The organism is Streptomyces sp. NPDC014991 (assembly GCF_043080665.1).
Classification (GTDB): Bacteria; Actinomycetota; Actinomycetes; order Streptomycetales; family Streptomycetaceae; genus Streptomyces.
In genome coordinates, this window is record NZ_JBIBVY010000001.1 from 700,041 (window position 1) to 718,091 (window position 18,051).

Here is an 18,051-nt window from a genome sequence, read left to right on the forward strand (position 1 = left end):
CGGGTGTACGCATGATGAACGGCCGGCCGGTGCGCCCGCGTTCCGCGCGAGCCGACCCGTTCGGGTGAACTTCGAGGCGGTCACAGCCGCTTGACCCCCTTGATGCGGCCGACCCGGGCGGACCGCGTGCGGGCCTTGGCCTTCAGGGCGCCGACTCCGCCGCGCCGGCTGCCGACGCGCAGCCCGGTTCCGGAGGACAGCCAGCCTGAGGAGATGTCACCGGCCATGGCCGCGGGGCCGGTCTCGGTGAGCGGGTCGTTGTCGGCGCGGCGGGCCAGCCACATCACCCCGGGGACCACGAACGGGGCGAGCAGCAGGTCGTACAGGGCGGCCGAGAACAGCAGCCCGGGCAGGCCGACATGGCGGGCGGCGGTGTCGCCGACCAGGGCGCCCACCCCGGCGTACAGCAGGGTGGAGCCGACGGCGGCGGCGACCACGACGGCCATCGGGCCGGTCGCCGACTTCAGCCGGCCGTTCTCCGGCCTGATGAGCCCGGCGGCGTAGCCGGTGACGCAGAGCACGAGCGCGTAGCGGCCCGCCGCGTGGTCGGCGGGCGGGGCCAGGTCGGCGAGCAGGCCGGCACCGAAACCGACGAGGGCGCCGCCGACATGGCCGTACACCATCGCCAGGCCGAGGACGGTGAGCAGCAACAGGTCGGGCACGGCGCCCGGCAGGTGCAGCCGGGCCAGGACGCTCACCTGGATCACCAGGGCCACGACGACCAGTGCGCCGGAGAGCAGGATCCGGTTGAAACGCATGGGATTCAGCTCCTACTGCTGCTGGTCGTCGGTGGGAGCGCCGGCGGACGGGGTGACCGTGACGGTCACCGTCGGCGTCGGGTGGGGCTGGGACTTGGCCGGGAGCACGGTGTCCCGCGGGTCCTTCCGCGGGGCCGACACGACCACACCGACGACGTCGAGCTTGGTGAAGCTCACGTACGGGGTGACGTAGAGCGTGCGGGTGAGGCCGCCGCCGGAGGGGTCGACACGGGAGACGACGCCGACCGGGACGCCCGGCACGAACGGCTTGTCGGCCTGCGAGCCGAAGGTGACGAGCCGGTCGCCCTTCTTCACCTCCGCCTTGCCGTTGAGCAGTTCCACGCGCAGCGGGCGGTCGCCCTGCCCGGAGGCGAAGCCGAGTTCGTCGTTGCCCTCCATGCGGGTGCCGACGGTGAAGTCGGGGTCGTTGGCGAGCAGCACGGTGGAGGTGCTGGGCCCGACGGTGGTGACCCGGCCGACCAGGCCGTCGCCGTTGAGGACGGTCATGTCGCGTTTGATGCCGTCGTCGGCGCCGGCGTCGATGGTGATGGTCCAGGAGAAGCCCTGGGCCGAGCCTATGGCGATGACCTGGGCGCCCTTGACGCCGTACTCCCCCTCGCCGGCGGTCTTCAGCAGGCTGTCGAGCTGCCTCAGGCGGCTGCGGTTGCGGTCGTCGCTGCCGAGCTTCGCCTTGAGGGCCGCGTTCTCCTTCTCCAGCGCGGCGAGCCGGTCGTGCCGGCTGCCGGAGTGCCGGATCGCGGAGACGGCGTTGCCGACCGGGTCGACCGCGGAGGACAGCCCGTTCTCGACCGGCCCGAACACCGTGGCGGCGACCTGCCGGGCGCCGTCGACCGGGGAGTTGCGGCCCCCGCGGATGTCCACCGTGATCAGCGCGAACGCGATGGCGACCAGCAGGACCAGGAGCAGCCGGCTCTCTTTCGTGTCCCTCACGTGCGGCGGCCGTGCCCTTCCTCAAGTAGGAATGCGGGGGCTCCTGGAGAACGCGCGTGGCGCGGCGTCGGCCCGGGAGGCCCATTCGTGGGAGCTTATGCCTCTATGTCAACGATCCGCCGCACGAGAGGAGAACGTCTCGTACGGCGGACCGGAAAAGTCGCGTCATCTGCGCGGCTGGGCGTCCAGGACCTGCTGGAGTGCCTCGAACTCCTCGACGCACTTGCCGGAGCCGAGCGCCACGCTGTCCAGCGGGTCCTCGGCGATGTGGATCGGCATGCCGGTCTCGCGCCGCAGCCGCTCGTCCAGCCCGCGCAGCAGCGCGCCGCCGCCGGTCAGGACGATTCCCCGGTCCATGATGTCGCCGGACAGCTCCGGCGGGCACTTGTCGAGGGTCGTCTTGACCGCGTCGACGATCGCGTTGACCGGCTCCTCGATCGCCTTGCGGACCTCGGCGGCCGAGATGACGACGGTCTTCGGCAGCCCGGACACCAGGTCCCGGCCGCGGACCTCGGTGTGCTCGTCGGCGTCGAGGTCGTACGCCGAACCGATCGTGATCTTGATCTGTTCCGCCGTCCGCTCACCCAGCAGGAGGCTGTACTCCTTCTTGATGTACTGGATGATCGCGTTGTCCAGCTCGTCACCGGCAACGCGGATGGACTGGGCGGTGACGATGCCGCCGAGCGAGATGACGGCGACCTCCGTGGTGCCGCCGCCGATGTCCACCACCATGTTGCCGGTGGCCTCGTGGACCGGCAGGCCCGAGCCGATGGCGGCGGCCATGGGCTCCTCGATGATGTGCACCTGGCGGGCGCCGGCCTGGGACGACGCCTCGATCACCGCGCGGCGCTCGACGCCCGTGATGCCCGAGGGCACACAGACGACGACCCGCGGCCGGGCCAGGTACCGCCGCTTGTGGATCTTCAGGATGAAGTAGCGGAGCATCCGCTCGGTGATCTCGAAGTCGGCGATGACGCCGTCCTTCAGCGGGCGGACGGCCACGATGTTGCCCGGCGTCCGGCCGATCATCTTCTTCGCTTCGGCACCGACCGCGAGGATCCCGCCCGTGTTGGTGTTGATCGCCACGACGGACGGCTCGTTCAGTACGATCCCGCGACCCCTGACGTACACCAGCGTGTTGGCGGTCCCGAGGTCGACAGCCATGTCACGGCCGATGAACGACATTGAGTTCCCCATCCGGATTCATCTGGCCTTCCTGAGCTTTTGAGGGCATGTCAGGACGGCGAGGCGGGTGCTGTGACGTGAAGGCTTCCATCGTAAACGCGCCTGCACGAACACTGCGCGAGGGTCTCCGCCATTGTCACCAGATGGCGTGCCCCCTCGCTTGTGGAGAGGGGCGTTCGGGGATGCTCGTTCCCTCGATCGCCGGTACCGGCCCGCGGGTGTTACGCGCGGCCCGGGAAGAAGATCTTCACCTCGCGCTCGGCGGACTCCTCGGAGTCGGAGGCGTGGATCAGGTTCTCGCGGACGATCACGCCGAAGTCACCGCGGATCGAACCGGGCGCGGCGGCGATCGGGTCGGTCGGGCCGGCCAGCTGCCGCACGCCCTCGATGACCCGCTCGCCCTCGACGATCAGGGCGACGACCGGACCGGAGGACATGAACTCCACCAGCGGCTCGTAGAACGGCTTGCCCTTGTGCTCGCCGTAGTGCTGCTCCAGCGTGTCCTGGTCCAGGGTGCGCAGCTCCAGCGCGGTGATCTGCCAGCCGGCCTTGCGCTCGATACGGCTGATGATCTCGCCGGTCAGGCCTCGACGGACGGCGTCGGGCTTGAGGAGGACAAGGGTGCGCTGGCTCACGAAGGGCTCCTTACGCGGCGGACGGGTGCGGTGGGACGAGGTTACAGGGCGTGTCCGCCCGCCCGTCACGCAGCGTCAGCCGGGGAGGAGGCGGACTCGGCCTCAGCCGCGAAACGGGCCTTCGCCTCGTCCACCTTTCTCCCGAAGTGCACCGATGCCCACCACAGGCCCGCGAAGACCGCGCCCATGAAATACATGGTCGGGACGAAGACACCGGAGACGATCAGGGCGATCTGGAGGGCCCAGCCGAGGGCCACCCCGCCGGGCCGGGTGACCATGCCGCACAGCAGCACGCACAGCAGCATGGCGATGCCGCTGACCAGCCACACCGTCGTCATGGACAGGTCCGGGTCCTTCATGGCGACGAGCCCGGCGAAGCCGATGACGAAGAACTCGCCGATCAGCGTCGATGCACAGAGCGTACGCATGGGATCCTCAGCCCTTCCCCAGCAGCAGCCGGGCCTCGCCGACCGTGATGACGGAACCGGTGACCAGCACACCGCCGCCCGAGAACTCGCCCTCCTCCTCGGCCAGCGTGATCGCGGCCTCCAGGGCGTCCGGCAGCCGCGGCTCGACCTGGACCCGCTCGTCGCCGAACACCTCGACGGCGATCGCGGCCAGCTCGTCCGCGTCCATGGCCCGGTGGCTGGAGTTCTGCGTGACGACGACCTCGGCGAAGATCGGCTCGAAGGCCTCCAGCAGCCCCCGCACGTTCTTGTCGCCGCTCGCGCCGACGACCCCGATCAGCCGGCTGAAGTCGAACGCCTCACGCACCGCCTCCGCGGCGGCCTCGGCGCCCGCCGGGTTGTGCGCGGCGTCCAGCACGACCGTCGGGGAGCGCCGTACGACCTCCAGCCGGCCCGGAGAGGACACCGCCGCGAACGCCTTGCGCACGGTGTCGACGTCCAGCGGCTCGGCGCGCTGCGCGCCGACGCCGAAGAACGCCTCGACGGCGGCGAGCGCGACGGACGCGTTGTGCGCCTGGTGGGCGCCGTGCAGCGGGAGGTACACCTCGGGGTACTCGCCGCCGAGGCCGCGCAGCGTGACCAGCTGGCCGCCCACGGCGACCTGCCGGGCGACGATCCCGAACTCCAGCCCCTCACGGGCGACCGTGGCGTCCACCTCGACGGCCTTCTTCAGCAGCACCTGCGCCGCGTCCACCGGCTGCTGGGCCAGGATGACGGTCGCGCCCTGCTTGACGATGCCGCTCTTCTCGACGGCGATCTCCGCGGGCGTCTCGCCGAGGCGGTCGGTGTGGTCCAGGTCGATCGGGGTGATGACGGCGACGTCGCCGTCGATCACGTTCGTCGCGTCCCAGGAGCCACCCATGCCGACCTCGACCACGGCGACGTCGACGGGCGCGTCGGCGAAGGCGGCGTACGCCATGCCGGTCAGGACCTCGAAGAAGGACAGCCGGTACTCCTGCGCGGAGTCGACCATCTCCACGTAGGGCCTGATGTCCTGGTACGTCTCGACGAACCGCTCGGCGGAGACCGGGGCGCCGTCCAGGCTGATCCGCTCGGTGACCGACTGCACGTGCGGGCTGGTGTAGCGGCCGGTGCGCAGCTCGAAGGCGCCGAGCAGCGCCTCGATCATGCGGGCGGTGGAGGTCTTGCCGTTGGTGCCCGTGATGTGGATCGAGGGGTACGCCCGCTGCGGCTCGCCCAGCAGGTCCATCAGCGCGGCGATCCTGGCGACCGAGGGCTCCAGCTTGGTCTCGCCCCAGCGGGTGGCCAGCTCCGCCTCGACCTCGCGCAGGGCCTTGGCGACCTCCGGGTCCTCCGGGCGCCCGGGTACGTCGGCCTGCGCCGAGCCGCCCTGCGTGCGCAGGGTACGGCTGCCGGCCTCGATCACCGCGAGGTCGGGGTCACGGTCGGTCTCTTCCGCGATCAGCTCCTCGAAGGCGTCGAGGGGGTCGGGGGTGTCACTGGTGCCGGGGTGGTCGCTCACGGTGCCAGTCTACGGAGCGGACGGGGGCTTCGTGGCGCCGGTGCGGAGTGGCTCGTCCGCCGGCCGGGTGCGGGCGGGCCCTGGTGCCCGGTCGCGCCGTCCCCCGCGCCCGTGAGGTCGGCGAAGGCCCCGGCGCCTCGTCCCACGCGCACCGGGGCCTTCGTGACCGTACGAGCCTCTACGCCTCCGGCAGCCTGTCCAGCTGGGACCGGATGCGGGTGATGTCCTCCTCCGCCTTGGCGAGGCGGGTGCGGATCTTGTCCACCACGTTCTCCGGGGCCTTGGCGAGGAACGCCTCGTTGCCGAGCTTGGCGTTCGCCTGGGCCTTCTCCTTCTCGGCGGCGGCGAGGTCCTTCGCGAGGCGCTTGCGCTCCGCGGCGACGTCGATCGTGCCGGAGAGGTCGAGGGCGACCTCGGCGCCGGCGACCGGGAGGGTCGCCGTGGCCGTGAAGGCGTCGCCCTCCGGCTGGAGGCGGAGCAGCTGGCGGATGGCGGCCTCGTGCGGGGCGAGGGCCGTACCGTCGAGCGTCAGCCGGGCCGGGACCCGCTGGCCGGGCTGGAGGCCCTGGTCGGCGCGGAAGCGGCGGACCTCGGTGATGACGGACTGGAGGGTCTCGATCTCGCGCTCGGCGGCCTGGTCCCGGAAGCCCGAGTCCGCGGGCCACTCGGCGATCACGACCGACTCGCCGCCGGTGAGGGTGGTCCAGAGGGTGTCGGTGACGAACGGGACCACCGGGTGCAGGAGCCTGAGCGTGACGTCCAGGACCTCGCCCAGGACGCGCTTGCTGACCTCGGCCGGCTCGCCGCCCGCCTGGAAGACGATCTTGGACAGCTCGACGTACCAGTCGAAGACCTCGTCCCAGGCGAAGTGGAAGAGGGCGTCGGAGAGCTTCGCGAACTGGAAGTCCTCGTAGTGGGCGTCGACTTCGGCGACCACCGAGTTCAGCCGGGACAGGATCCAGCGATCCGTCGCCGACATCGCCGACGGCTCCGGCAGCGGGCCCTGGACCGTCGCCCCGTTCATCAGCGCGAAGCGGGTGGCGTTCCAGATCTTGTTGGCGAAGTTCCGGGATCCCTGGACCCAGTCCTCACCGATCGGGACGTCGACGCCGGGGTTGGCGCCGCGGGCGAGCGTGAAGCGCAGGGCGTCGGAGCCGTACTTGTCCATCCAGTCCAGCGGGTTGACCGCGTTGCCGAAGGACTTCGACATCTTCTTGCCGAACTGGTCGCGGACCATGCCGTGCAGGGCGATGGTGTGGAACGGCGGGGTGCCGTCCATCGCGTACAGGCCGAACATCATCATCCGGGCGACCCAGAAGAAGAGGATGTCGTAGCCGGTGACCAGGACGGAGTTCGGGTAGAACTTCGCGAGCGACTCGGTCTGTTCCGGCCAGCCGAGGGTCGAGAACGGCCACAGGCCGGAGGAGAACCAGGTGTCCAGGACATCGGTGTCCTGGTGCCAGCCCTCGCCGGTGGGCGGCTCGTCGTCGGGGCCGACGCAGACGACCTCGCCGTCCGGGCCGTACCAGACCGGGATCCGGTGCCCCCACCACAGCTGGCGCGAGATGCACCAGTCGTGGAGGTTGTCGACCCAGTCGAAGTACCGCTTCTCCATCTCCTGCGGATGGATCTTGACGCGGCCGTCCCGGACGGCGTCGCCCGCCGCCTTCGCGAGCGGACCGACCTTGACCCACCACTGCATGGACAGGCGCGGCTCGATGGTGGTCTTGCAGCGGGAGCAGTGGCCGACGGAGTGGACGTACGGCCGCTTCTCGGCGACGATCCGGCCCTCGGCACGCAGGGCGGCGACGATGGCCGAACGGGCCTCCAGCCGGTCCAGGCCCTGGAAGGGCCCGTGCGCGGTGATGACGGCGTGCTCGTCCATCACGGCGATGGACGGCAGGCCGTGCCGCTGGCCGATCTCGAAGTCGTTCGGGTCGTGGGCAGGGGTGACCTTGACGGCGCCCGTGCCGAACTCGGGGTCGACGTGCGCGTCGGCGACGACCGGGATGGAGCGCTCGGTCAGCGGCAGCCTGATGCTCCTGCCGACCAGGTGCCGGTACCGCTCGTCGTCGGGGTGGACGGCGACGGCCGTGTCACCGAGCATCGTCTCGGCGCGGGTGGTGGCGACGACGAGCGTCTCGTCACCCTCGCCGTACGTGATGGAGACCAGCTCGCCGTCGTCGTCCTGGTACTCCACCTCGATGTCCGAGATGGCCGTCAGGCAGCGCGGACACCAGTTGATGATGCGCTCGGCACGGTAGATCAGCTCGTCGTCGTAGAGCTTCTTGAAGATGGTCTGGACGGCCTGGGAGAGGCCCTCGTCCATGGTGAAGCGCTCACGGGACCATGCGACGCCGTCACCGAGGCGGCGCATCTGCCCACTGATCTGGCCACCGGACTCGGCCTTCCACTGCCAGACGCGCTCGACGAACGCCTCCCGGCCGAGGTCATGACGGGACTTGCCCTCCTTGCCCAGCTCCCGCTCGACGACGTTCTGTGTGGCGATGCCGGCGTGGTCCATGCCGGGCTGCCACAGCGTCTCGTAGCCCTGCATGCGCTTACGGCGGGTGAGGGCGTCGATGAGGGTGTGCTCGAAGGCGTGCCCGAGGTGCAGGCTGCCCGTGACGTTCGGCGGCGGGATGACGACGGTGTACGGCGGCTTCTCGCTCTTCGCGTCGGCCTCGAAGTAACCCCGCTCCACCCAGCGCTCGTACAGCGGCCCCTCTACATCGGCCGGCGCGTACTGGGTCGGCAGTTCGGAGTCGGGCGCGGGTGGCTGCTGCTGAGCGTTCTCGGTCACGGGCTCAGTTTAGGGGTGTCACGGGGCCGTCCCGAAACGCGTTTGTTCTGTAACGGTGCGGCCCCCGGTGCCTTGGGTTTTCCGGGCCTGGGCCAGGATGTCGTGAACACATAAGCTTCTGGAGGGGAACCTAGCAATGAGCAACGACCAGCCGGGCCCGTACGGCCAGCAGCCCCAGCAGCCGGGCCCGTACGGCCAGCCGGGGCAGCCTGGGCCGTACGGCCAGCCGGGCCCCTACGGCCAGCAGCCGCAGGCTCCGCAGCCCGGCTACGGCTACCCTCAGCAGACCCCTCCGGCCCCGCAGCCGGGCTACGGCTACCCCCAGCAGGCCCCTCCGGCCTCGCAGCCGGGCTACGGCCACCCGCAGCAGGGCGCTCCGCAGCAGCCCGCCGCGTACGGCCAGCACCCCCAGTACGGCATACCGCAGGCGCCGCAGCCGGGCGGGGGGAAGAAGAAGACGGGGCTGATCATCGGCGCGGTGGCCGTGGTGGCCGCGGTGGCGGTGGGCGCGTACTTCGCGCTCGGCGGCAGCAGCGGCGACAGCGGCGTGGCGGACGACGGTCCGCACAAGCTGACGACTCCGCCGACGGTGCTGAGCGAGTACAAGAAGGCCAAGAGCCAGTCGGACAGCATGACGGCGAGCGACCTCGAGGACGCCGAGAAGTGGGGTGTGCACGACCCCAAGGACGTCACCGCCGACTACGAGTCCGGCGACCCGGACAACCCGCTGAGCAAGAAGCAGATCAAGTTCGGCGGGGTGTACGGCTCGATCGACGATCCCGAGAAGGCCGTCGACGCGATGTTCGCCTACATGAAGAAGGAAAGCAGCAAGGACAGCGCCGACGGCGTCGGCCTGGTGGGAGAGCCGAAGCAGTACAAGCCCGCCTCGCTGAAGGGGGCGGTCCTCAAGTGCCAGCAGATCAAGGGCCAGAACCCCAGCAGCTCGTCCGGGGGCCCCAAGGAGATGACGTTCGACGTCTGCATCTGGGGCGACAAGAGCACGCTCGGCATGGTCATGCCGATGGACATCGCCACCCTCGCGTCCGGCCGGAGCGGCGACCCGGCGGCCGACGCCGAGCTGGCGGCCCGGTTCCGCAACGAGGTCCGCGTCAAGGCCTGACGCCGCCGCAGGACACGCGAAGGGGCCCCGGCCGGTCGGCCGGGGCCCCTTCGCGCGGGTGCGGTCACGCCGTCTTCTGCTCCCCCGGACCCCGGCCCCGGGCGTCGCGCGGGATGAGGGTCGGGTTGACGTTGGAGAGGACCACGTCGGCGGTGATGACGACGCGGGCGACGTCCTTGCGGGACGGGACCTCGTACATCACGCCCTGGAGGACCTCCTCCATGATGGCGCGCAGCCCGCGGGCGCCGGTCTGGCGGAGGATGGCCTGGTCGGCGATGGCCTCCAGCGCCTCACGCTCGAAGTCCAGCTCCACGCCGTCGAGTTCGAAGAGTCGCTGGTACTGCTTGACGAGCGCGTTGCGGGGCTCCACCAGGATCTTCAGGAGCGCCTCGCGGTCCAGGTTGTGGACGCTGGTGATCACGGGAAGGCGGCCGATGAACTCGGGGATCATGCCGAACTTGACCAGGTCCTCCGGCATGATGTCCTCGAAGACGTCCTTGGCCTCCAGCTCGCGCTTGGACAGGATCGTCGCGCCGAAGCCGATGCCCTTGGCGCCGGCCCGGGACTCGATGATCTTCTCCAGGCCCGCGAAGGCACCGCCCACGATGAACAGGACGTTCGTCGTGTCGATCTGGATGAACTCCTGGTGGGGATGCTTGCGGCCGCCCTGCGGCGGAACGGAGGCCGTGGTGCCCTCCAGGATCTTCAGCAGGGCCTGCTGCACGCCCTCGCCGGACACGTCGCGGGTGATCGACGGGTTCTCGCTCTTGCGGGCGACCTTGTCGATCTCGTCGATGTAGATGATCCCGGTCTCGGCCTTCTTGACGTCGTAGTCCGCCGCCTGGATCAGCTTCAGCAGGATGTTCTCGACGTCCTCGCCGACGTAGCCCGCCTCGGTCAGCGCCGTCGCGTCGGCGATCGCGAAGGGGACGTTCAGCATGCGCGCCAGGGTCTGCGCGAGGAGGGTCTTGCCCGAGCCCGTGGGGCCCAGCAGGAGGATGTTGGACTTCGCCAGCTCGATGGCGTCGTCCCGGCCGCTCCCGCCGCCGTTCTCGCCCGCCTGGACCCGCTTGTAGTGGTTGTACACCGCGACGGAGAGGGCTTTCTTGGCGGCCTCCTGACCGACCACGTAGCCCTCGAGGAACTCGTAGATCTCGCGGGGCTTGGGCAGCTCCTCCCAGCGCACCTCGCTGGTCTCCGCGAGTTCCTCCTCGATGATCTCGTTACAGAGATCGATGCACTCGTCGCAGATGTACACACCGGGCCCTGCGATGAGCTTCTTGACCTGCTTCTGGCTCTTGCCGCAGAACGAGCACTTGAGCAGATCGCCGCCGTCACCGATGCGTGCCACGGTGTGCTTCCCCTTCGCCTGGGAGCCGCCTGGACGCTTACGAGTCCAGCGACTCCTGGTGCTGCCTTATGCCCGACGGTACCTTGCCGGGCCGGGTGTTCGGGCCCCCCTTGGCAGGGTTCACTTTGACGTGCACCGTGCCAAGAGGGGCTCAGAGTGCCGTGTTCCGCCTCAGCGGACGGCGCTGTTGTTCAGCTTGCGGGTGGAGATGATCTGGTCGACGAGGCCGTACTCCAGCGCCTCCTCGGCCGTGAGGATCTTGTCGCGCTCGATGTCCTCGCGGATCTTCTCGATCGGCCGGCTGGTGTGCTTGGCCAGCATGTCCTCCAGCTGCTCACGCATCCGGGTGAACTCGTTGGCGATGATCTCCAGGTCGGAGAGCTGGCCGCGGCCGGTGGAGCCGGCGGGCTGGTGGATCAGCACGCGGGAGTTCGGCAGCGCCATGCGCTTGCCGGGCGTACCGGCGGCGAGCAGGATGGCCGCGGCGGAGGCCGCCTGGCCCATGCAGACCGTCTGGATGTCCGGCTTCACGAACTGCATCGTGTCGTAGATCGCCGTGAGGGCGGTCATGTCGCCGCCGGGGCTGTTGATGTAGATGGAGATGTCCCGGTCCGGGTCCATCGACTCCAGGCACAGCAGCTGTGCCATGACGTCGTTGGCCGAGGCGTCGTCGATCTGGACGCCCAGGAAGATCACGCGCTCCTCGAAGAGCTTCGCGTACGGGTCGTACTCGCGGATGCCCTGGGAGGTGCGCTCGACGAAACGCGGGATGACGTAGCGGTTGTCGGGGCGGGGCCCTTCGTACATGCCGTTGGCGGCGCCGGGGAAGTTGCTCATGGGGTGTTCACCGTCCTGGTGGCGTTCTGGGGGCTGGGGTCTAGGCGGTGCGTGGCGTGGCCGAGCCGGTCAGGCACCGGTGCCGCCGCCTCCCGGAACACCCGAGGCGTGCGTGATGATCTCGTCGATGAGACCGTACTCCTTGGCTTCTTCCGGGGTGAACCAGCGGTCGCGGTCGCCGTCGCGGATGATCGCCTCGACCGACTGGCCCGAGTGGCGCGCGGTCAGCTCGGCCATGCGCCGCTTGGTGCGCAGCAGGTACTCGGCCTGGATCTTGATGTCGGAGACCGTACCGCCGAGGCCCGCGGAGCCCTGGTGCATCATGATGTCGGCGTGGGGCAGCGCGAAGCGCTTGCCCGCGGCGCCGCCGGTGAGCAGGAACTGGCCCATCGAGGCCGCCATGCCCATCGCGATCGTGACCACGTCGTTCGGGATGTACTGCATGGTGTCGTAGATAGCCATGCCGGCCGTCACCGAGCCACCGGGGCTGTTGATGTAGAGGTAGATGTCCTTGTCCGGGTCGGCAGCCAGGAGCAGCAGCTGTGCGGTGATCTTGTTGGCGATGTCGTCGTCGACCTGCTGGCCGAGGAAGACGATCCGCTCGTTGAGCAGCCGGTTGTAGACCTGGTCGCCGAGGCCACCACCGAAGGAAGGCTCGCCGGCGGCGGAGGGCATCAGATTCGTCACGTATCCACCTGCTCGTCTTACGACGGCGCCGGGCCGTCTCACGTCGTCCTGCCGGAGGCTTGGCGGGGGGCTTCAGGAGACTCCCCTGCCCCCGTATTCATGGACCCTAACGCTCAGGTCCCCCCGGGGAATCCCGGAGATGGGGGTGTTCGCCGGGGGCGTAGAGGCTCCACCCGGGCACCGGTGCGGTTCCCGGGCGTGGCGTGGCCGTCACCGGGGCACGCGGGCCGGGCGGCCGTCCCGGTACGCCGACGGGCCCCGGGGAAGGTCCCCGGGGCCCGTCGTGCGTGCGTCAGAGGCGCCGCGGACTTCAGCCCTCGGTGTTCTCGTCGGTCTTCTCGTCGGCCTTCTCCTCGGTGGCGGCCTCGGTGGTACCGGCCTCGGCCGGCGCCTCCTCGGTCTCCTCCTCGTCGTCCAGGTCGACGACCTCGCCGTTGGTGTCCTTCACCGTGGCGGACTCGACCACGACGGCCAGGGCCTTGCCGCGGGCGACCTCGCCGACCAGAAGCGGCACCTGGCCGCCCTCGACGACGGCCTGGGCGAACTGGTCGGGGGACATGCCGGAGGACGCGGCGCGCCGCATGAGGTGCTCGGTGAGCTCCTCCTGGTTGACGTTGAGCTGCTCCTTCTTGACCAGCTCGTCCAGGACGAACTGGGTCTTGATGCCCTTGACCGCGGCCTCGCGGGTCTCGGTCTCGAACTCCTCGGCGGTCTTGCCCTGGATCTCCAGGTACTTGTCGAGGGTCAGACCCATCTGGCCGAGCTGGTGGTGCTCGAGGTTGTGCTTGCGGGTGTTGATCTCGTCCTCGAGGAGCTTCTCGGGGACCGGGACCTCCACCAGCTCCAGCAGCTTCTCCAGGACGCGCTCCTGGGCCTGCGTGGCCTGGTCGAACTGCTTCATGTTGGCGAGGCGCTTACGGCTGTCGGCCCTCAGCTCCTCCAGGGTGTCGAACTCCGAGGCGAGCTGTGCGAACTCGTCGTCCAGCTCGGGAAGCTCGCGGGCGGCGACCTGGGTGACCTTGACGGTGACCTCGGCCTCCTTGCCCGCGGCGGAGCCGCCCTTCAGCTCGGAGGTGAAGGTGGCCTCGCCGCCCGCCTCCAGGCCCTTCACGGCGTCGTCGATACCCTCCAGCAGCTCACCGGAGCCGATGGTGTAGGAGACGCCGTTGGCGATGCCGTCCTCGAGGACCTCGCCGTCGACCTTGGCCTCCAGGTCGATGGTGACGACGTCACCCTCCTCGGCGGCACGCTCGACCGGGGAGGTCGAGGCGAAGCGCTCGCGCAGCTGCTCGACCGACTTCTCGACGTCCTCGTCGGTGACCTCGACGGCGTCGACCTCGACCTCGATACCGGAGTAGTCCGGGATCTCCAGGGCCGGGCGGATGTCGACCTCGGCGGTGAAGTTCAGCGTCTCGCCGTCCTTCAGCTCGGTGATGTCGACCTCGGGCTGGCCCAGCGGGTTCAGCTCGGCGTCGTTGACCGCCTCGGTGTAGAACTTGGGCAGCGCGTCGTTGACGGCCTCCTCCAGCACCGCACCGCGGCCGAACCGCTGGTCGATCACGCGGGCCGGGATCTTGCCCTTACGGAAGCCCTTCACCGTGACCTGCTGGTTGATCTTCTTGTACGCCGCGTCGAGGCTGTCCTTGAGCTCCTCGAAGGGCACCTCGACAGTGAGCCGAACCCGAGTCGGGTTCAGGGTCTCCACGGCGCTCTTCACGGTTCGGTCTCCTTGTGGCTGACTTCTTGGTTTCTGCCGGAGCCAGACTGGTCCCGGCGGATCTAGCCGCCCGGAGGAGTTCGTAGGCCGAGTGGGCCGGGACACACGGGCGCGCAGCTTGCATAGTAACCGCAGCCGGTCAGCGCCCCCAAAAGGCGGGCATCACGACGTCATGAGCCGGTGGTCGGGGTGGCGGGATTTGAACCCACGGCCTTCCGCTCCCAAAGCGGACGCGCTACCAAGCTGCGCCACACCCCGTCTGGTGCGACACGTAGGGTACATGCCCGGGCGGTTCCGAGCGGCCGTATTCTCCTGTACGGCGGGCACGCCACCCCGGGGTGCGCAACTCGTTGGCCTCGGCGGCGGGCGACCCGCTACGATGCCTCCAGTGCCGAGGTCACCGACCTGCGGCGCGGCACTGCGGGCGTAGCTCAATGGTAGAGCCCTAGTCTTCCAAACTAGCTACGCGGGTTCGATTCCCGTCGCCCGCTCTGTACGACTCAGGGCCAGGTCAGAGGATCATTCCTCTACCTGGCCCTTGTCGCTTCAGAAAGCTCCGATCAGTCCGCCGTGCCCCCCGCGTGCCCCTTCGGCTTCCGGCCCCTGTCGAGCAGGCCACTCAGCGCGTCGGCGATCAGCCGATCGCGCTCGGCACTCGCGTGCTGATAGATCAGCGCGGCGCGGGCGGTGCTATGGCCCATCCGCGCCATCAGCTCCCGCGTGCTTGCTCCCGTGGATGCGGCGAGGGTGTTGCCCGTGTGCCGAAGATCATGGAAGTGCAGGCCCTTGATTCCGGCTTTCTCACAGGCCTTGTGCCACAGCCGGTTGAAGTGGTTCCGGCGCGGCGTCGCTCCCTTGACGCCCACGAAGACCCGGCCGTCCGCGCCATCTTCTGCGTACCGCTCCAGGTGGTCACGAATGTCCGGCACGATGACGTTCGGAATCGACACCGTGCGCTTGCCTGCCGCGCTCTTGGGTGCCTTGATCTCGCGCGCACCGTTGTTCAGCTCGGCAACCGCCCGGCGAACGCGCAGGGCGCCGGCGTCCAGGTCGATGTCCCGGCGGTGCAGCCCGATCAGCTCGCCCCAGCGCAGCCCCAGGAAGCCGGCCATCAGCACGAGAACGCGGTAGCGGGGCTCGATCGCGTCGGCCAGGTCGTAGACCTCCTGCACGGTGGCGGTCGGCCGCTCCGGGGTGTGCACCGTGCTGGCTCCCTTGATCGTGCACGGGTTGCGCCGGATCATCTGGTCAGCCACCGCGGTCCCCAGGACGGCGCGCAACAGGGCGTACGCCTTGGCAACCGTCGTGGGTCCGGTCCCCGCGTTGAGCTTGTCTGCTCGCCACCGGCGGACGAGCGGGGGCGAGATCTCCGCAACCGCGACCTTCCCGAACGCCGGCTCCAGGTGGTGGCGCAGCAGCGAGCGGTAGAGCTGTCGGGTGGTCGTGGTCAACTCTCGTTCCTCGATCCACGCAGCGGCGTAGCCACTGAACAGGACCTTCCCTGCATCTGGGTCGTGCCAGTCCCCACGGCGCATCTCGGACTGTTTGTCGGCCAACCAGTCGTCCGCGTCACGCTTGGTACGGAACGTCTCCGGAGCAGATCGCACAAGGCCGTCAGGGCCCACGTACCGGGCCTGGTAGCGACCGGAGGGCAACTTGCGAACGCGGCCGAACTGTCGGCGCTTGCCAGCCATCAGGCAGCCGCCCCCCGGGCGACACCACAGCGCGGCTCCACGGTGTTCGCAGCGATGAACGCCCGAACGGCACTCTCCGGGATGCGGACGTGCCGCCCCACCTTCACGTAGGTGATCCGCCGCTCCTCGATCAACCGACGGGGGAACCGCACGGTCGTGCCGAGCAGTTCGGCGACCTGGTCCACGTTCAGGTACCGCTCATGCATGGTCGTACTCCCCTTCCGGGTCGAGGTCTGCGAGTGCCTCCCGGGCCAACTCGCGGTTCTGTGCGATCTCCCGGCGGATGTTGGCGGCGAGCCAGGACTCACCGGGGGTGTGGCCGTGGCCGGCGTAGGCCCAGTGCGCGAGGGTGAGCGTGGTTGCTTCCTCGACGTCGGGGTCAGGCAGGCCGAGGGCGGCACGTTGCTGGGCAGCGCGGTAGTCGGCGCGGGTCTGGCGCAGGGCGCCGAGGGTGGTGGAGTAGCGGCGTGACTTGGTGGAGAAGTGGCCGCGGAAGCCGAGCATGTGGGCCCAGTCGCGTAACTTGCGGTCCGGGTAGAGCGGGTGGAGGTCGAGGCATGCGGCGATGAGCCGGGCCGGGTGCTCGGGCACCTCGAGGAGGGCCAGTGCCTCTTTGTTGCCGATGCGGCGGTCTACGGTGCCGGTGGTCTCGGCGGCTTTGGTGGCGTATTTGGCGACGTAGGAGGCGACGGCCTGTTCGGTGATCTCCTCGCCCTGGCCGAAGGCTCCGATCGGCTGGACGTCGAGCTGGGTACCCCAGCGCAGCGTGCGGGCGGGTTGGTCCCCGGCCGGGGGCACATCGACGGCGACGCGGGCGGCGGCGGCCTGGATGGAGTCGGTGAGCAGGTCGAGGGTGGCCCAGACGGGTGGGGGGCTGTCGGGTCCGTCGGGGCCGTCGAAGCGGATCACGGCGTGGAAGTGGACGGCTCCGCGTTTCTGGTACTCGGCGACCTTGCCGAAGGAGACCCGGGACTGCTCACGCGCGGCTTTCTGGGTGAGGCCGGCCCGCTTGGCGATCTCGCGGCGCAGGTAGATCGTGAAGTAGCGCCACAGGTCGGAGGCGTGGTTGTTCCACAGCACCGCGCCCGCGTAGTCGTACGACTCGGGGTCGAGCGGTGTGCCGAGTTCGGGTGCGTCCTCCTGGTGGTGAGTGCCGCAGCGACAGGACCGGTTGCCGGGCCGGTTGTGGACCGGGCCGAACGACGGCGCGGTGAGGGTGGCAAACACGCGGGGGTGATCGCGGATGGTCTCGGGGGTGCCCTTGGTGGGGTCGCCGACGAGGCCGGCGCGGATGAGGTGGTAGGTGTCGCCCGCGTAGGTCCAGGCGCAGGCCGGGCAGCGGGAGGCCCGCCGGTTGCCGCAGGCCAAGCGGAGGACGCCGCCGGGTTCGGTGTCGGTGGAGTAGGAGTGCAGGACGTGTCCGGTGGCCGCGTCCCGGGTGACGGTGGTGCCCTGCAGGCGGATGGGGTCCGTGCAGCCGCCGGTGCGGCGGATCTGTTCTTGGATGCGGTCGAAGCCGGTGGACCCGGCCAGCCTCAGCACGTCGGCGAGGGTGGCCGGGTCCAGGCCCGCCATCGTGGCGGCATCGGTCACGCGGTCACCCCCGGGCGCCGATGAGACCGACGGCGGACAGCTGGTGACCGCTGCCCTTGCAGGCCGGGCAGGTCACGCGGAGGGTCACGCGGGTGCCGTCACGGTGCCGGGTACCGGTCGTGATCGCAGCGGTGGCGAAGCCGTCGCAACTGCGGCAGACGCGTGTGGTCCGGGTGGGCTGGGGCATGATGAGGCATCCCTTTCGGGTCCGGTGGATCTGGAAGAGGTGGAGCCGTCCGGGGCGGCGGTTCTTTGGCGAGAGAGCCGCCCCGGAGGGCGTTACTTGATGCGGTCGGCGCGCTTACGTCCGGCGTTCCAGATGCGCTTGTCTTCCTTCGTGGCGGTCCCGTCCTTCAGCCGCCCGTAGATCTCCCGGTTGAGCTGTGCGCCACGGCGCTTGCCTTCTTCGATCTGCTGGTCTCGCTCGTCGAGGTCGATCTCGGGTCGCTTGCGGAAGATGCCCATGTCAGTGGCCTTTCTGCTGGTTGAGGAGGGAGCGGAGCACGACAGCGGTCACGGCGACGGACATGCCGGTGATGGCGACCGCGAGGAGCATCGAGACGAGGACGGCGCCGACAACGAGGACCACGGCGGTGCCGCCGCCGACGAGGGCGAGCGCGGTGCCGGGGGTGAGCTGGATGGCCGGCCGCTGGGAGACCGGCGCGGGGACGACCGGGGCCGGGGCCTGAACCGCAGGGACTTGAGCGGCCGCCGGTGCCGCGGCGGCGGCGGTGTCCTGGGGCGGGTACTTCGGTGTGAACACGGCGTCT

At 69.8% G+C, this 18,051-nt stretch carries 18 protein-coding genes and 2 tRNA genes; 2 read left to right on the forward strand and 18 right to left on the reverse strand.

The features are described 5' to 3' along the window. Positions 1-80: 80 nt before the first annotated feature. The 7 genes from mreD to ACF1BE_RS03160 all read right to left on the reverse strand — a co-directional run bounded on the left by mreD (position 81) and on the right by ACF1BE_RS03160 (position 8,282). Entirely contained in the window at positions 81-758 is a 678-nt protein-coding gene (mreD, locus tag ACF1BE_RS03130) for a rod shape-determining protein MreD (RefSeq protein WP_392197225.1), read from the reverse strand. Positions 759-770: 12 nt separating this feature from the next. Next, the gene (gene mreC, locus ACF1BE_RS03135) at positions 771-1,709 is read right to left on the reverse strand and encodes a rod shape-determining protein MreC (protein ID WP_392197226.1); all 939 of its coding nucleotides are present in this window, start codon (positions 1,707-1,709) and stop codon (positions 771-773) included. A gap of 165 nt (positions 1,710-1,874) precedes the next feature. Next, on the reverse strand, positions 1,875-2,894 hold the full coding sequence (locus ACF1BE_RS03140; protein WP_031158632.1) for a rod shape-determining protein: 1,020 nt from the start codon (positions 2,892-2,894) through the stop codon (positions 1,875-1,877). Between the two features lie 221 nt (positions 2,895-3,115). Next, positions 3,116-3,529: a nucleoside-diphosphate kinase gene (gene ndk / locus ACF1BE_RS03145; protein ID WP_356816305.1), complete on the reverse strand. Its 414-nt coding sequence runs from the start codon at positions 3,527-3,529 to the stop codon at positions 3,116-3,118. Positions 3,530-3,594: 65 nt separating this feature from the next. Beyond that, on the reverse strand, positions 3,595-3,957 hold the full coding sequence (locus tag ACF1BE_RS03150) for a DUF4233 domain-containing protein (RefSeq protein WP_392197227.1): 363 nt from the start codon (positions 3,955-3,957) through the stop codon (positions 3,595-3,597). Positions 3,958-3,964: 7 nt separating this feature from the next. Continuing rightward, positions 3,965-5,479, reverse strand: coding sequence for a bifunctional folylpolyglutamate synthase/dihydrofolate synthase (locus ACF1BE_RS03155; protein WP_392197228.1), 1,515 nt, complete (start codon positions 5,477-5,479; stop codon positions 3,965-3,967). Positions 5,480-5,657: 178 nt separating this feature from the next. Next, on the reverse strand, positions 5,658-8,282 hold the full coding sequence (locus tag ACF1BE_RS03160) for a valine--tRNA ligase (RefSeq protein WP_392197229.1): 2,625 nt from the start codon (positions 8,280-8,282) through the stop codon (positions 5,658-5,660). Between the two features lie 136 nt (positions 8,283-8,418). Between ACF1BE_RS03160 and ACF1BE_RS03165 the strand changes: the two genes are divergently transcribed. After that, entirely contained in the window at positions 8,419-9,402 is a 984-nt protein-coding gene (locus ACF1BE_RS03165) for a hypothetical protein (RefSeq protein WP_392197230.1), read from the forward strand. Between the two features lie 64 nt (positions 9,403-9,466). Here the strand turns inward: ACF1BE_RS03165 and clpX are convergent, their stop codons facing one another. From clpX to ACF1BE_RS03190, 5 genes are all read right to left on the reverse strand, one after another. Further along, on the reverse strand, positions 9,467-10,753 hold the full coding sequence (gene clpX, locus ACF1BE_RS03170) for an ATP-dependent Clp protease ATP-binding subunit ClpX (protein ID WP_121788813.1): 1,287 nt from the start codon (positions 10,751-10,753) through the stop codon (positions 9,467-9,469). Between the two features lie 171 nt (positions 10,754-10,924). Then, entirely contained in the window at positions 10,925-11,590 is a 666-nt protein-coding gene (locus tag ACF1BE_RS03175) for an ATP-dependent Clp protease proteolytic subunit (protein ID WP_361996756.1), read from the reverse strand. A 69-nt stretch (positions 11,591-11,659) separates the two neighbouring features. Continuing rightward, positions 11,660-12,265 carry an ATP-dependent Clp protease proteolytic subunit gene (locus ACF1BE_RS03180; RefSeq protein WP_392197404.1) on the reverse strand — a complete coding sequence of 202 codons (606 nt, stop codon included), beginning with the start codon at positions 12,263-12,265 and terminating at the stop codon, positions 11,660-11,662. Between the two features lie 322 nt (positions 12,266-12,587). Then, positions 12,588-13,994 carry a trigger factor gene (gene tig / locus ACF1BE_RS03185; RefSeq protein WP_392197231.1) on the reverse strand — a complete coding sequence of 469 codons (1,407 nt, stop codon included), beginning with the start codon at positions 13,992-13,994 and terminating at the stop codon, positions 12,588-12,590. A 181-nt stretch (positions 13,995-14,175) separates the two neighbouring features. Next, a tRNA-Pro gene (locus tag ACF1BE_RS03190) sits at positions 14,176-14,252 on the reverse strand. A gap of 162 nt (positions 14,253-14,414) precedes the next feature. On the opposite strand from ACF1BE_RS03190, the gene ACF1BE_RS03195 reads away from it, so the two are divergent. Next, positions 14,415-14,485 (forward strand) — tRNA-Gly (locus ACF1BE_RS03195). A gap of 69 nt (positions 14,486-14,554) precedes the next feature. Here the strand turns inward: ACF1BE_RS03195 and ACF1BE_RS03200 are convergent. The 6 genes from ACF1BE_RS03200 to ACF1BE_RS03225 all read right to left on the reverse strand — a co-directional run bounded on the left by ACF1BE_RS03200 (position 14,555) and on the right by ACF1BE_RS03225 (position 18,044). Continuing rightward, entirely contained in the window at positions 14,555-15,688 is a 1,134-nt protein-coding gene (locus tag ACF1BE_RS03200; RefSeq protein ID WP_392197232.1) for a tyrosine-type recombinase/integrase, read from the reverse strand. After that, complete coding sequence (locus ACF1BE_RS03205) at positions 15,688-15,894, reverse strand: helix-turn-helix domain-containing protein (RefSeq protein ID WP_392197233.1); 207 nt, start codon at positions 15,892-15,894, stop codon at positions 15,688-15,690. Before ACF1BE_RS03205 ends, ACF1BE_RS03200 begins: the two co-directional genes overlap by 1 nt. Next, on the reverse strand, positions 15,887-17,281 hold the full coding sequence (gene repSA / locus ACF1BE_RS03210) for a replication initiator protein RepSA (RefSeq protein ID WP_392197234.1): 1,395 nt from the start codon (positions 17,279-17,281) through the stop codon (positions 15,887-15,889). Before repSA ends, ACF1BE_RS03205 begins: the two co-directional genes overlap by 8 nt. 4 nt (positions 17,282-17,285) lie before the next feature. After that, positions 17,286-17,468, reverse strand: a complete 183-nt coding sequence (locus ACF1BE_RS03215; protein ID WP_392197235.1) for a hypothetical protein — start codon at positions 17,466-17,468, stop codon at positions 17,286-17,288. A 92-nt stretch (positions 17,469-17,560) separates the two neighbouring features. Continuing rightward, complete coding sequence (locus ACF1BE_RS03220) at positions 17,561-17,746, reverse strand: hypothetical protein (protein ID WP_392197236.1); 186 nt, start codon at positions 17,744-17,746, stop codon at positions 17,561-17,563. 1 nt (position 17,747) lies between these two features. Continuing rightward, positions 17,748-18,044 (reverse strand): SpdD protein, encoded by a 297-nt coding sequence (locus ACF1BE_RS03225; RefSeq protein ID WP_392197237.1) that lies wholly within the window; start codon positions 18,042-18,044, stop codon positions 17,748-17,750. Between the last annotated feature and the right edge of the window lie 7 nt (positions 18,045-18,051).